This window comes from Thermus thermophilus HB8, from assembly GCF_000091545.1.
GTDB classification, from domain to species: Bacteria; Deinococcota; Deinococci; order Deinococcales; family Thermaceae; genus Thermus; species Thermus thermophilus.
In genome coordinates this window covers 151,244-163,793 of the sequence record NC_006461.1, presented here as the reverse complement: position 1 = coordinate 163,793, position 12,550 = coordinate 151,244, and the positions used below count along the sequence as shown (strand labels likewise).

The following is a 12,550-nucleotide window of genomic DNA, read 5'->3' as shown; positions in this document are numbered from 1 at the left end:
GTCGCCTTCGCCCGGGAAGCCCCCCGAAAAAGGCGGCCCCCCCGGCCGGGCCGGGGAGGCCGCAAGCGGGCGCTCAGTTCAGCTCCTCGCCCCAGGCTTCCTCAAAGAGGCGCTTCGCCTCCTGGACGGTGATCTCTAGGCTTTGGGCCACCTCCTCGGCCAGGAGGTGGATGGCCCGCCTCAGGGCCTGCCGGTCCAGGTCGGGAAGGCCCCGCTCCACCTCCCAGGCCCGGAGCTGCCCCGCCATCTGGGCGATGCGGTAGGGGTTCCCGTCCGCCAGGATCTCGCTGGTCTTGCGGTGCCGGGCGGCCCACTGCTTGGGGAGGGGCATCCGCCCGTTCTTGAGCAGGTCCAGGATCACGGGGACCTCTTCCGGGGCCAGGGCCTTCCTTAGGCCCACGCTGTGGGGCGCCTCCACCGGCACGTAGGCCTTGGAGCGGGAACCGGGGAAGTCCACCTGGTAGTAGGCCCGGCTCACCCCGCTTACGCTCCGCTGGGCGATGCCCGCCACCACGCCGACCCCGTAGGGGGGCAAGACCACCTTGTCCCCAGGCCTGAACTCTTTCACGGCTCTACTCCTTTCCGGAGCACCTCCATAAGATGCTCCAAATAGGCTTCCACCTCCAAGGAAGGGGTGCACCCCATCGCCGCGATGACCGCGGCCGTGGCCCTGGGGGAGAGGCCCGTGCGCACGGCCCCCTCCGACTGGCCCGACCGCAAAAGCTCCTCCAGGAGGCGGAGGTAGTGCTCGTGGAGGCCCTTGAGCCAGGGGGTGGGGTCGTCCATGGCCTCCCGGGCCACGGCGGCCCAGAGGCCCCGCCACTCCTGCACCCAGGCCAGGCGGCGCCTCAGCACCTCCTCGAGGCGCACGAAAAAAGGCGCCTTGCGGCGCACCACCTCCTCCACCTCGCGGTAGAAGGCCCAGGTGCGCTCCTCCACCAGGGCCTTGAGCAGGTCCCTCTTGTCGCGGAAGTAGAGGTAGATGGTGCCCTTGCCCACCTCCGCCCTCCGGGCCACCTCCTCCATCTTGAGCCCGGAGAGGCCCCGCTCCCGGAGCACGGCCAGGGTGGCCTCAAGGATGGCCCGCTTCTTGTCCTTGACGCCGGCCCCCGGAGGGGTTATCATCGCGGCCACGACCCCCAGTCTACCACACCGTCCTTCCCCTTTCATGAGGGGTGCGCTACCCTAGGAGGTACAGGGGAGGTGAAAGCGTGCGTCAGGGCTACTTCGCCTTGCTCACCGCGGACCCCTTGCGGGGCGCCCTCAACCGGGTGGAGGCCCGGCTTATTGAGGAGGCCCGCGGGGAGGCCCTTTTTCTTATCCCGTACGCCCTGCGGGACCTGGCCGAGGCCTGGCGCCTCGTCTACCGCGACCTGGGCCTCAGGCGGGGCCGGGTGGTCTACCTCCGGCGCCGGGAGGAGGCCTTTGACCCCGAGGTGGCCCGGCGGGTGGCGGAAAGCCCCCTGGTGATCCTCGCCGCCGAGAGCCTGCCGGAGTTCCTGGACCTCATCCGCAACAGCCTCCTCCTGCAGGCCCTCGCCGAGGTTTACCGCCAGGGGGGCGGGGTGGTGGCCGTGGGGGAGGCCGCCGGCCTCCTGGGCGAGGCGGCCTTTTACGCCTTGGAGGGCGAGGTCCGGGCGGGGTTCGGCCTCGCCCTCCTCAGGGGGCTCGCCCTCCTTCCCCGGGTGGAGGAGCGGGGGCGGTTTCTGGCCCTTTCCCGCCTGGTGGCGGACAACCCCGACCTCGTGGGGCTCGGCCTTTTGGAAAACACCGCCCTCCGCCTCCTTCGGGGCCTCGGGGAGGTGTGGGCGGGCGGGGTCACCTTGGTGGACGCCGGCGGGGCCGAGTACACGGGCCGGGGCGTCCGCGGCCTGAGGGTGGACGTCCTCTCCACGGGCGAGCGCTTCCCCCTTCCTAGCCTATAATCGGGGCATGCCCTCGGGGCGCGCCCACGAGGCCTTGAACCTGGCGGCGCTGGGCGGGTTGGCCCTGGCCCACCTGGCGGCGGGGGGCTCTCCGGAGGACCCCCGGGCCTGGGCCTTCGGCCTCGCCTACCTGGCGGGCACTTACCTCCTCTCCCCCGACCTGGACCTGGCGGAGCGGGGGGTGAGGGCGAGCCGCCGCTGGGGGATTTTTGCCGCCTTCTGGCGCCCATACGGCTGGCTCTTTAGGCACCGGGGCCTCTCCCACACCTGGCTGCTTGGGCCCCTCACCCGGCTCGCCTACCTGGGGGCTTGGGTGGGGCTCCTCCTCCTGGTCCTGCGCTGGACTCTGGGCCTCCAGGTCTCCCTGGACCTTCCCCCGGAGCTGTGGGGCTTCGGCCTGCTCGGCTACTACGCCTCCCAGTGGCTCCACCTCCTCGCGGACGGGATCCGGCCCGACCACGGCCTGAAGCGCCTGCGCCGTCCCCGGTGAGGGCGCTCACCTTCCGCAAAACCTCTTCTGCCATACTGAAGCCATGACCAAACTCTGGACCCTTCTCGTGGCGGGCGCGCTGAGCCTGGCCCTGGCGGTGAAGCCGGGCGAGCCCCTCCTCGACTTCCTCCTTCTGGACCCCAAGGGCCAGCCCGTGACCCCGGCGACGATGTCCAAGCCTGCGGTCATCGTCTTTTGGGCCAGCTGGTGTACGGTGTGCAAGGCGGAGTTCCCGGGCCTCCACCGGGTGGCGGAGGAGACGGGGGTCCCCTTTTACGTCATCAGCCGGGAGCCCCGGGACACCAGGGAGGTGGTTCTGGAGTACATGAAGACCTACCCCCGCTTCATCCCCCTCCTGGCCTCGGACCGGGACCGGCCCCACGAGGTGGCGGCCCGGTTCAAGGTCCTGGGCCAGCCCTGGACCTTCGTGGTGGACCGGGAGGGGAAGGTGGTGGCCCTCTTCGCCGGGCGGGCGGGCCGGGAGGCCTTGCTAGACGCCCTTCTCCTCGCCGGGGCCGACCTCCCATAGCTCGGCCCGGCGGGCCTCCCCTTCCGGCGAAAGCCTAAGGAGGTGGCTCGCCCCGAGGAGGTGGGGCTCCCCCCACTCCACCAGGCCGAGCCGTGCCCCCTCCAGGGCGGCCTCCAGCTGGCCGAGGAGGAGGGAGGGGTCCTTCAGGCGGTAGAGGTCGGCGTGGACCACGGGCCCCTCGGGGGTGGGGTAGGTGTGGATGAGGGTGTAGGTGGGGCTCGTGACCCGGCCGGGGAAGCCCAGGGCCCGGGCGAGGAAGCCCACGAAGGTGGTCTTGCCCGCGCCCAAGGGGCCCTCGAGGGCCACAAGGGCGCCCCGGGGGAGGAGGCCTAGGACCTCCTCCGCCAGGGCCTGGGTGTCCTCGAGGCACGAAAGCCTGCGCGAAAGAAGGAGCCGCATAAGCGAAACAAGGCCCTTTCGGGCCTCGGTTTGGTGCCGGGGGCGGGACTTGAACCCGCACGCCCTTGCGGGCACCACCCCCTCAAGATGGCGTGTCTACCAGTTCCACCACCCCGGCGTGGGCGCGCCTCAGCGCAAGCACCAGTTTAGCAAAAGGCGCGGGCTTGTCAAGCGCGAGGGCGGATAGGGCCCAGGCCTGGGGCGAGGTCTTGGCAAACGGGAGGAGGGGTGGTATAAAGGGGGAGTATGCCCTTCGGGGCTTGTGCACACGAGAGCGGGGAGTAGTGGCTCTCCCCCTCCTTTTCGTGTGGCAGAAGGCTAGAGGAGGATAGAGGCGGCATGGAAGACAAGGCGACCCAGACCCCGGAACAGACCTTCAGCATGGAAGCGGCCCTTCAGGAGACGGAGGCCCGGCTGGAGAAGCGCGTGCGCCCCGGGCAGATCCTGACGGGCAAGGTGGTTCTGGTGGGCTCGGAAGGCGTGGCGGTGGACATCGGCGCCAAGACCGAGGGCATCATCCCCTTCAACCAGCTCACCACCAAGCCCCTTTCCGAGGAGGAACTCAGGAACCTTCTGAGCCCTGGGGACGAGGTGAAGGTCCAGGTGCTCCGGGTGGACCCCGAGACGGGCCAGATCCTGCTCTCCCGGAAGAAGATCGAGGCCCAGGAGAAGTGGGACCGGATCCAGGAGCTTTACGAGAAGGGCGAGCCCGTCACCGTGACCATCAAGGAGCGGGTGAAGGGGGGCGTGGTCGCCGAGCTGGACGGTGTCCAGGGCTTCATGCCCGCCTCCCAGCTGGACCTAAGGCGCGTCCCGAACCTGGACGAGTTCGTGGGCCAGCAGGTCCTGGCCAAGATCATTGAGTTCCACCGCCGTAAGGGCCGGGTCATCCTCTCCCGCCGGGCGGTGCTTGAGGAGGAGCAGAAGAAGGCCCGGGAGGCCTTCCTCAAGAGCCTCGAGCCCGGCCAGGTGGTGGAGGGCACCGTGGTGGAGGTGACCGACTTCGGGGTCTTCGTCAACCTGGGCCCCGTGGACGGCTTGGTCCACCGCTCCGAGATCACCTGGGGGCGGTTCAACCACCCCCGCGAGGTGATCCAGAAGGGCCAGAAGGTGAAGGCCCAGGTCCTCTCCGTGGACCCCGAGAAAGAGCGGGTTAACCTCTCCATCAAGGCCCTCATCCCCGACCCCTGGACCACGGTGGCGGAGAAGTACCCCGTGGGCACCCGGGTCCGGGGCAAGGTGGTGGGCCTCACCCAGTTCGGGGCCTTCGTGGAGGTGGAGCCGGGCCTCGAGGGCCTGATCCACATCTCCGAGCTCTCCTGGACCAAGCGGCCCAAGCACCCCTCCGAGGTGGTGAAGGAGGGGGACGAGGTGGAGGCCGTGGTCCTGCGCCTGGACCCCGAGGAGCGCCGCCTCTCCCTTGGCCTCAAGCAGACCCAGCCCGACCCCTGGCAGCAGCTCACGGAGAAGTACCCGCCCGGCACCGTGCTGAAGGGCAAGGTCACCGGGGTCACGGACTTCGGGGTCTTCGTGGAGATTGAGCCCGGCATTGAGGGGCTCGTCCACGTCTCCGAGCTGGACCACAAGCGGGTGGAGAACCCGGCCGCCCTCTTCAAGAAGGGGGACGAGATGGAGGTCGTGGTCCTCAACATTGACCCGGTGGAGCAGCGGGTCTCCCTCTCCCGCAAGCGCCTCCTTCCGCCCCCCCTGCCCCAGGAGGAGGAGCGGCCCCGCCGCGCCCGCTCGGGCAAGGAGCGCGCCCGCCGCAAGGGGGCGCCCCGCCGGGAGGACCGGAGGGAGTACGAGTACGGCGCCGTGGCGGAGTACAACCTCTACGACGCCTCCAGCGTGCCCACCACCACGGCCACGGTGAAGCTCGGCGACCTCTACGGCGACCTCTTGGCGAGCCTGGGCCTCGAGGAGGAGGCCGAGGAGAAGAGCCGGGGCTGAGGCCCTTTCCCAGGCCCCGCGCCGGAAAGGTCCGGCGCGGGGCCTTCGTCTGGAAGCGCCCCGGCGCAAAGGCGTATCATGGGGGCGTGCGCGCGTCCCTACGTCCCTAGCGGGGGGAAGGGTTTTTGCGGCCCCTTCCCTCCCAGGGAGGGGCTTTTTTGAGGAGGAGCCATGGAGAAGTACAACCCGCACGCCATTGAGGCCAAGTGGCAGCGCTTCTGGGAGGAGAAGGGGTTCATGAAGGCCAAGGACCTCCCGGGGGGCCGGGGGAAGCAGTACGTCCTCGTCATGTTCCCCTACCCCTCGGGGGACCTGCACATGGGCCACCTGAAGAACTACACCATGGGGGACGTCCTGGCCCGCTTCCGCCGGATGCAGGGCTACGAGGTCCTCCACCCCATGGGCTGGGACGCTTTTGGCCTTCCGGCGGAGAACGCCGCCCTGAAGTTCGGCGTCCACCCCAAGGACTGGACCTACGAGAACATCCGCCAGGCCAAGGAGAGCCTCCGGCTCATGGGCATCCTTTACGACTGGGACCGGGAGGTCACCACCTGCGAGCCCGAGTACTACCGCTGGAACCAGTGGATCTTCCTCAAGATGTGGGAAAAGGGCCTGGCCTACCGGGCGAAGGGCCTCGTCAACTGGTGCCCCAAGTGCCAGACGGTCCTCGCCAACGAGCAGGTGGTGGAGGGGCGGTGCTGGCGGCACGAGGACACCCCCGTGGAGAAGCGGGAGCTGGAGCAGTGGTACCTGCGCATCACCGCCTACGCCGAGAGGCTTCTTAAGGACCTCGAGGGCCTCAACTGGCCCGAGAAGGTCAAGGCCATGCAAAGGGCCTGGATCGGCCGCTCCGAGGGGGCGGAGATCCTCTTCCCCGTGGAGGGGAAGGAGGTGAGGATCCCCGTCTTCACCACCCGCCCCGACACCCTCTTCGGAGCCACCTTCCTCGTGCTCGCCCCGGAGCACCCCTTGACCCTGGAGCTCGCCGCCCCGGAGAAGCGGGAGGAGGTCCTGGCCTACGTGGAGGCCGCCAAGCGCAAGACGGAGATTGAGCGCCAGGCGGAAGGCAGGGAGAAGACCGGGGTCTTCCTGGGGGCCTACGCCCTAAACCCCGCCACGGGGGAGAGGATCCCCATCTGGACCGCGGACTACGTGCTCTTTGGCTACGGCACCGGGGCCATCATGGCCGTCCCTGCCCACGACCAGAGGGACTACGAGTTCGCCAGGAAGTTCGGCCTTCCCATCAAGAAGGTGATTGAGCGGCCCGGCGAGCCCCTCCCCGAGCCCCTGGAAAGGGCCTACGAGGAGCCCGGGATCATGGTGAACTCCGGGCCCTTTGACGGGACGGAAAGCGAGGAGGGGAAGCGGAAGGTCATCGCCTGGCTGGAGGAGAAGGGCCTGGGCAAGGGCCGGGTCACCTACCGCCTCCGGGACTGGCTCATAAGCCGCCAGCGCTACTGGGGGACCCCCATCCCCATGGTCCACTGCGAGGCCTGCGGGGTGGTCCCCGTCCCCGAGGAGGAGCTTCCCGTGCTCCTTCCCGACCTCAAGGACGTGGAGGACATCCGCCCCAAGGGGAAGAGCCCCCTGGAGGCCCACCCCGAGTTCTACGAGACCACCTGCCCCAAGTGCGGCGGCCCCGCCAAGCGGGACACGGACACCATGGACACCTTCTTTGACTCCAGCTGGTACTACCTGCGCTACACCGACCCCCACAACGACCGCCTCCCCTTTGACCCCGAGAAGGCGAACGCCTGGATGCCCGTGGACCAGTACATCGGCGGGGTGGAGCACGCGGTGCTTCACCTCCTCTACAGCCGCTTCTTCACCAAGTTTCTCCACGACCTGGGGATGGTGAAGGTGGAGGAGCCCTTCCAGGGCCTCTTCACCCAGGGCATGGTCCTCGCCTGGACGGACTTTGGCCCCGTGGAGGTGGAAGGAAGCGTGGTGCGCCTCCCCGAGCCCACCCGCATCCGGCTGGAGATCCCAGAAAGCGCGCTTTCCCTGGAGAACGTGAGGAAGATGGGGGCCGAGCTCCGCCCCCACGAGGACGGCACCCTCCACCTCTGGAAGCCCGCCGTCATGAGCAAGTCCAAGGGCAACGGGGTCATGGTGGGGCCCTTCGTGAAGGAGCAGGGGGCGGACATCGCCCGCATCACCATCCTCTTCGCCGCGCCCCCGGAGAACGAGATGGTCTGGACCGAGGAGGGGGTCCAGGGGGCCTGGCGCTTCCTGAACCGCATCTACCGGCGGGTGGCCGAGGACCGGGAGGCCCTTTTGGAGACGAGCGGGGTCTTCCAGGCCGAGGCTTTAGAGGGGAAGGACCGGGAGCTTTACGGGAAGCTGCACGAGACCCTGAAGAAGGTCACGGAGGACCTCGAGGCCCTCCGCTTCAACACCGCCATCGCCGCCCTCATGGAGTTCCTGAACGCCCTCTACGAGTACCGCAAGGACCGCCCCGTCACCCCGGTCTACCGCACCGCCATTCGCTACTACCTGCAGATGCTCTTCCCCTTCGCCCCCCACCTCGCCGAGGAGCTTTGGCACTGGTTCTGGCCCGATAGCCTCTTTGAGGCGGGCTGGCCCGAGCTGGACGAGAAGGCCCTGGAGAAGGACGTGGTGGAGGTGGCCGTCCAGGTGAACGGGCGGGTGCGGGGGACGATCCACATCCCCAAGGACGCCCCCCTGGAGGTGGCGCGGGCCGAGGCCCTTAAGGTGCGAAACGTAAGGGCCCACCTCGAGGGCAAGGAGGTGGTGAAGGAGATCTACGTCCCGGGGAAGATCCTCAACCTGGTAGTGCGGGGGTAGGAAGGGCGAGGCGGGTGGGGAGGGCCTTGGCCACCTCCCCCTTGGCCGGGGTGAGGAAGAGCCCCTCCCCGCCCCCGAAGGCGAGGAGCCTCCCGTAGCCCAGGAAGAACCCCTCGGGGTCCAGGAGGCCGTAGAGCCGGTTCCAGAGGGGCGGGCCCTCGAGGGGGGCAAGCCTCGGCCCCGCTTCCTGAAAGTGGGCGAGGAGCCTTTCCTGCCGGTTTTTCCGCCTCTCCGCCGGGGTCTTCCTCCGGGCCTCGGGGAGGGGAGGAAGGAGGCGCACCCGGAGGTCCTTCCGCCAGGCGAGGGCCCTATAGAGGCCCTCCGCGCCCAGGACCACCACCTCGGCGGGGCTTAGGGCCTCCACCTGGAGGAGGCGGTACTCCGGGTCCAAAAGCCCGTCCGTGTCCCCCACCGCGGGGCTTCCTGGGGGGATGAGGCGGGCCAGGCGCAGGGCGGCCACCAGGGCCTTCGCCTCCGCCCCCGCCGGGGAGAGGGTGCCCAAAAGGGTCCGGCGCACGAGGAGGAGGCGCCCCTCCCGATGGAGGAAGAGGGAGAAGGTCCCGGGAAGGGCCCCCTGCCCCGGGTCCAGGTCCAGGAGGAAGGCCTCGCCCGCCTTCTGGAGGAGCCTCCGGGCCAGGGTGGTCTTTCCCGCGTCCGTGGGGCCCAGGAAGAGGAGCATCTTGACCCTTCTGTGCCCTTCGCCCGACTGGCCTAAAGAAGCTTCCTCAAAAAACGTCTCGCCGGGGCCCCCGGGCCGCCATGGGGTGGCCTCAGGGACCCAGCTTGCGCTTGAGGTAGGCCAGAAGCTCCTCCAGAGCGAGCCTGAGCCGCCTCTGCTCCTCCGCCAGGGCCTCGAGGGGGTCCTTCCGCTCCTCCCCGGCGAGGGTCTTGAAGAGGAGGGTGGGGTTGCCGCAGGTGGGGCAGGCGAGCCCCTGGGGGTTTGCGGCGTAGGCGTAAAAGATCCGGGTGCGGCACCTGGGGCAGAGGAGGTACTTGAGCCCCGGGGCCTCCCCCCGCCTTAGGGCCGCCTCCAGGGCCACGGCCTCCTCGGGGGCGAAGCCGAGGAAGTAGTCCTCCCCGACCTTCAAGGGGCCTTGAGGAACCGCCGTGGCCTTGAGCTCCCCCTTCTTCCCCTTGGGGGTCTCCCAGGTGACCCCGTTCCAGCGGAAGTGGCGGAGGTGTTGCTTCCCCTCCCGGTCCACGATCTCCACGATGAGCTCCAGCTCCGGGTCCTCAGGGTAGTAGTAGAGGCGCACCGCCTGGACCCCGGGAAGGGCGGGCAGGGTGTGGACGTAGGGCTCCTTTCCCTTGGCCGGGTAGCCCACCAGGCGCTGGAGGTCGTAGAGGGTGAGGCCGGGGCGGGAGGGGCCCCCGAAGAGGAGTTCCTCCACCCGTCGGAAGGCGGCCTCGAGGTCCCGGTCCATGGCCTCAGTCTACGCCGTCTAAGGCCAGGCCACGCAGTAGGGCTTGAGCACCGCGTGCCTCCCGCCCCCGTACCGGGAGAGCATGGCCTCCTGCACCCCCTCCTCCGGCCAGAGGTAGTCCACCACGAGGGGGGCGTCCTCGTTCTCCGCCCCGCCCAGGTTCCAGGGCCCCGCCTCCTTGGCCACGGGCCGGAAGTGGTCGGGGCCGTAGCCGTCCTGGCTGCCCACGAGGACGTAGAAGCAGACCCGTTGCCCCGGGGCGGGGTTGAAGTGCTTCTTGTCCAGCTGGACGATCACCTGCTTGTCCGCCGGGTTGCTCCCCACCGTGATCCCGTCGGCGGTGTCCGTGCCGTCGGGAAACCCCACCCGCTGCCCATACTGGGGCCAGCCCGCCGCCTTGAGGAAGAGGTCCCAGGGGTGCTCGGGGTCAAAGGCCACCTTGGCCCCCTTGGCGAAGGGGTCGGTGCGCCCCCCGTCCTTGAAGTCCAGGTAGACGTTGAGGAGCTGGTGGCTGAAGCCCGCCGGGGCCCCCCAGGGGTTGGTCATCTCCTTGAAGGAGAAGACGAAGGTCCAGGTGGCCCCGCTGTCCAGGATGCGCATCTCCAAGAGGTCAAAGAGGCCCTGGAAGGGGGCGAAGGCGTTGTCCTTCGGGTAGGTGTAGGTTCCGGGGCCGTGCTCGTCCCCCTCGGGGTCGGGGATGGCCAGGACCTCTTTCCCGGCCAGGCGCTGGGGCAGGGAGAGGGCCAGGGGGTGCGCGTCGGGGGCCGTGTCCACCACCCGTCCCTCCCGCTCCAGGACCACGGCGAGGCGCAGGGTGTCCCCCGGCTCCGCCCTCAGGGTGGTGTGGGGGAGGCGCATCTCCACCACCTCGCCCACGTAGGCCCGCCGCCCCCGGAGGTCGGCGGGGGAGGTCGCCAGGACCCAAGCCCCGTCCCGGTAGGCGTAGCGCACCGGCACACCCTCCCCGTCCCGCACCTGGTCCAGGTCCAGGGTGATCCGCTGCTGCAGGGGGAAGCCGAGGGAGGCCCGGCTGCCCTCCGGGAAGGCCGCCCCGCCCTCCTCCCCGGGCGTGGTGGCGTAGACGTGGAGGCGGAAGCCCCGGCCCAGGAGGTCCGTGGCCCTCATCCCTTCCCTTAGGTCCACCCGCAGGTAGACGTTCTGCTCGTCAAAGCCCAGGTAAACCCCCCGGAGGAGGTCGTCCTGGGTCTGCATGGCGGTGCCCTCGAGGTCGGGCAGGTAGGCGGCGCCCTTCCACTCCTCCGGGGGGTCCACCCGGCCGTCCAGCCGGGGCCTTATCCGGCCCGGGGTGCCCTGGGGGGCTGCGGGGGGCCGCACGGCGATGAAGAGCTCCTCGGGGGGCTTCCTCCCCAGGGCCTCGTAGACCGCCCGGAGGAGGGCGCGGAAGCCCTCGTCAAAGGGCGGGTTGTTGGGGAAGCCCGTGTCCTGGCCGTACCACCAGAACCAGTCCGAGGCCTGGGCGGCGTAGATGAGGCCCATGGCCCGCTCCGCCACCTTTGGGTCCCCGCCCGCTTCCCGGTAGGCCACCACCGCCTGCCGGGCCCGGCTTAGACGGTCCCAGGCCTCGTTTTCCTCCGGCTCCCCGGCCCACATGGCGAAGTCCCCAGTCCACCCCCCGGTGCCGAGGCGCGGTAGGGCCACCGAGGGAAGGTCCAGCACCTCGGAGAAGCGCACCGTCTTCAGCGTGCCCTTGGCCTGTTCCTCGGAAAGGCGCTTGTAAAGCAGGCGGCGGAAGGTATTGCCGTTTTCGGGATAGTGCTCCCAGGCGTTCTCCCCGTCCAAGGCGATGGTAAGGACGGCCTCGGGGTTTTCCCGGATCACCTGGCGGCGGATCTCCAGGAGGCTCGCGATGAAGTCCTCCACCGCCTCCTCGGCGGGCATCCCGCTGTAGCGGAAGCCGATCCGGTCCGAGAGGTCCCGGTGCCGGAAGAAGAGGACCAGGCGCTTGCCGTCTTTCTCCACGTGGTAGGGCCGGGTGAGGGTGAGGGGGTTCACGGGGAGGCCGCTTTTGCCGAGGACGGCCTCGTCCGTCACCAGGAAGCCGATGCCCTCCTCGGCGTAGAGCTCGGCCGCCTTCTGGCTCACGGCCCCTTCGGGGGGCCACATGCCTAAGGGTTCCCTCCCGAAGAGCTCCCGGAAGTAGGCCTTCCCGGAGCGCACCTGCCAGCGGGCGTCCTCCGGCCAGGCGATGGGCTCCTTGGGGAGGGCCAGGGTGGGGTTGGACTCGCGGATGGCCTCCTTGTCCAGGAGGATGGGGAGGATGGGGTGGTAGTAGGGGGTGGTGAGGAGGTCAATCTGGCCCCGCTCCCAAAGCGTTCGGTGCAGGGGCAGGATGGTGGCCATGAGCTCCAGGTGCTTCTTCAGGACGTAGTTCAGGTCCTCTTGGGAAAACCCTCGGTCCTTCTCGCGGAGGGCCCTGAGGCGGGGGTCCTTGGCGATGTAGTCCCGGTTGATCCAGAGGAGGTTCCAGAGGACCCGTAGGTCGGTGAGGTCCTGGTCGGTGAAGGCCTCTCCGCGGTTCCTTTTGGCCTGGAGCTCCTGGTAGCGGGGGCTTTCCGCCACGAAGCGGGGGTTGATGTCAAAGAAGCGCTCCACCACGAAGGCCCGCTCCTCCGGGGTGAGGGCGCCCGCCGGCTTTTCCGAGACCCGCCAGTAGGCGTCCTTGGCCTTGCCGGAGAGGTAGTCCTGGATCTGCTTGAGGAGGGTGGAGGTGTAGTCAAAGCTGACCTTGACCTCGGGGAACTCCAGGAGGACCTCGGCCATCCAGGGGTAGCCGTTCACCCCGTGCATGCGCACCCAGGGTCCCTCGTACTGGCCCGTGAGGGGGTTCTCGTAAGGGGGCTGGTGCTGGTGCCAGAGGATGGCCACCTTGAGGGGCTGGGCCAGGCCGGTGGCCAGAAGGAAGACCGCCGCCCAAAAGCGCTTCTTCACGGTATCACCTCCATAGGGTTCTTCTTGGAAAGGCTTCCAGAGCCACGCCCTCATTCTACAAGGACCTCCGGGGATA

General features: G+C 69.2%; 11 protein-coding genes and 1 tRNA gene. 5 read left to right on the top strand and 7 right to left on the bottom strand.

Going from position 1 to position 12,550, the window contains the following annotated elements; all coding sequences use genetic code 11:
- Nucleotides 1-73: 73 nt before the first annotated feature.
- Nucleotides 74-568, bottom strand: a complete 495-nt coding sequence (locus TTH_RS00885; protein WP_011227752.1) for a CarD family transcriptional regulator — start codon at nucleotides 566-568, stop codon at nucleotides 74-76.
- Complete coding sequence (gene sbtR / locus TTH_RS00880) at nucleotides 565-1,134, bottom strand: TetR/AcrR family transcriptional regulator SbtR (RefSeq protein ID WP_011174174.1); 570 nt, start codon at nucleotides 1,132-1,134, stop codon at nucleotides 565-567. Before sbtR ends, TTH_RS00885 begins: the two co-directional genes overlap by 4 nt.
- Before the next feature lie 77 nt (nucleotides 1,135-1,211).
- Here sbtR and TTH_RS00875 point away from each other — a divergent pair, with 77 nt between their 5' ends.
- Genes TTH_RS00875 through TTH_RS00865 form a run of 3 tightly spaced genes read left to right on the top strand, consistent with a single transcriptional unit; the run spans nucleotide 1,212 to nucleotide 2,944 of the window.
- Nucleotides 1,212-1,925 (top strand): cyanophycinase, encoded by a 714-nt coding sequence (locus TTH_RS00875; RefSeq protein ID WP_008630854.1) that lies wholly within the window; start codon nucleotides 1,212-1,214, stop codon nucleotides 1,923-1,925.
- Nucleotides 1,926-1,932: 7 nt separating this feature from the next.
- Complete coding sequence (locus TTH_RS00870) at nucleotides 1,933-2,415, top strand: metal-binding protein (RefSeq protein WP_011227751.1); 483 nt, start codon at nucleotides 1,933-1,935, stop codon at nucleotides 2,413-2,415.
- Nucleotides 2,416-2,458: 43 nt separating this feature from the next.
- A complete protein-coding gene (locus TTH_RS00865; RefSeq protein ID WP_011227750.1) occupies nucleotides 2,459-2,944 on the top strand; it encodes a TlpA disulfide reductase family protein in 486 nt (161 codons plus the stop codon).
- Here the strand turns inward: TTH_RS00865 and tsaE are convergent.
- Entirely contained in the window at nucleotides 2,906-3,343 is a 438-nt protein-coding gene (gene tsaE, locus TTH_RS00860; protein WP_164926021.1) for a tRNA (adenosine(37)-N6)-threonylcarbamoyltransferase complex ATPase subunit type 1 TsaE, read from the bottom strand. The two genes, TTH_RS00865 and tsaE, sit on opposite strands and share 39 nt — an antisense overlap.
- A gap of 31 nt (nucleotides 3,344-3,374) precedes the next feature.
- A tRNA-Leu gene (locus TTH_RS00855) sits at nucleotides 3,375-3,461 on the bottom strand.
- 221 nt (nucleotides 3,462-3,682) lie between these two features.
- Between TTH_RS00855 and TTH_RS00850 the strand changes: the two genes are divergently transcribed.
- Both TTH_RS00850 and leuS read left to right on the top strand, forming a co-directional pair.
- Nucleotides 3,683-5,293 (top strand): 30S ribosomal protein S1, encoded by a 1,611-nt coding sequence (locus TTH_RS00850; RefSeq protein WP_011227748.1) that lies wholly within the window; start codon nucleotides 3,683-3,685, stop codon nucleotides 5,291-5,293.
- 171 nt (nucleotides 5,294-5,464) lie between these two features.
- A complete protein-coding gene (leuS, locus tag TTH_RS00845; protein WP_011227747.1) occupies nucleotides 5,465-8,101 on the top strand; it encodes a leucine--tRNA ligase in 2,637 nt (878 codons plus the stop codon).
- Here leuS and TTH_RS00840 read toward each other — a convergent pair.
- The 3 genes from TTH_RS00840 to TTH_RS00830 form a co-directional block, all read right to left on the bottom strand.
- A complete protein-coding gene (locus TTH_RS00840; protein ID WP_011227746.1) occupies nucleotides 8,079-8,780 on the bottom strand; it encodes a Clp1/GlmU family protein in 702 nt (233 codons plus the stop codon). The two genes, leuS and TTH_RS00840, sit on opposite strands and share 23 nt — an antisense overlap.
- Nucleotides 8,781-8,871: 91 nt before the next feature.
- The gene (locus TTH_RS00835) at nucleotides 8,872-9,525 is read right to left on the bottom strand and encodes a hypothetical protein (RefSeq protein WP_011227745.1); all 654 of its coding nucleotides are present in this window, start codon (nucleotides 9,523-9,525) and stop codon (nucleotides 8,872-8,874) included.
- Nucleotides 9,526-9,543: 18 nt separating this feature from the next.
- Nucleotides 9,544-12,528, bottom strand: coding sequence for a glucodextranase DOMON-like domain-containing protein (locus TTH_RS00830; protein ID WP_011227744.1), 2,985 nt, complete (start codon nucleotides 12,526-12,528; stop codon nucleotides 9,544-9,546).
- Nucleotides 12,529-12,550: the final 22 nt, after the last annotated feature.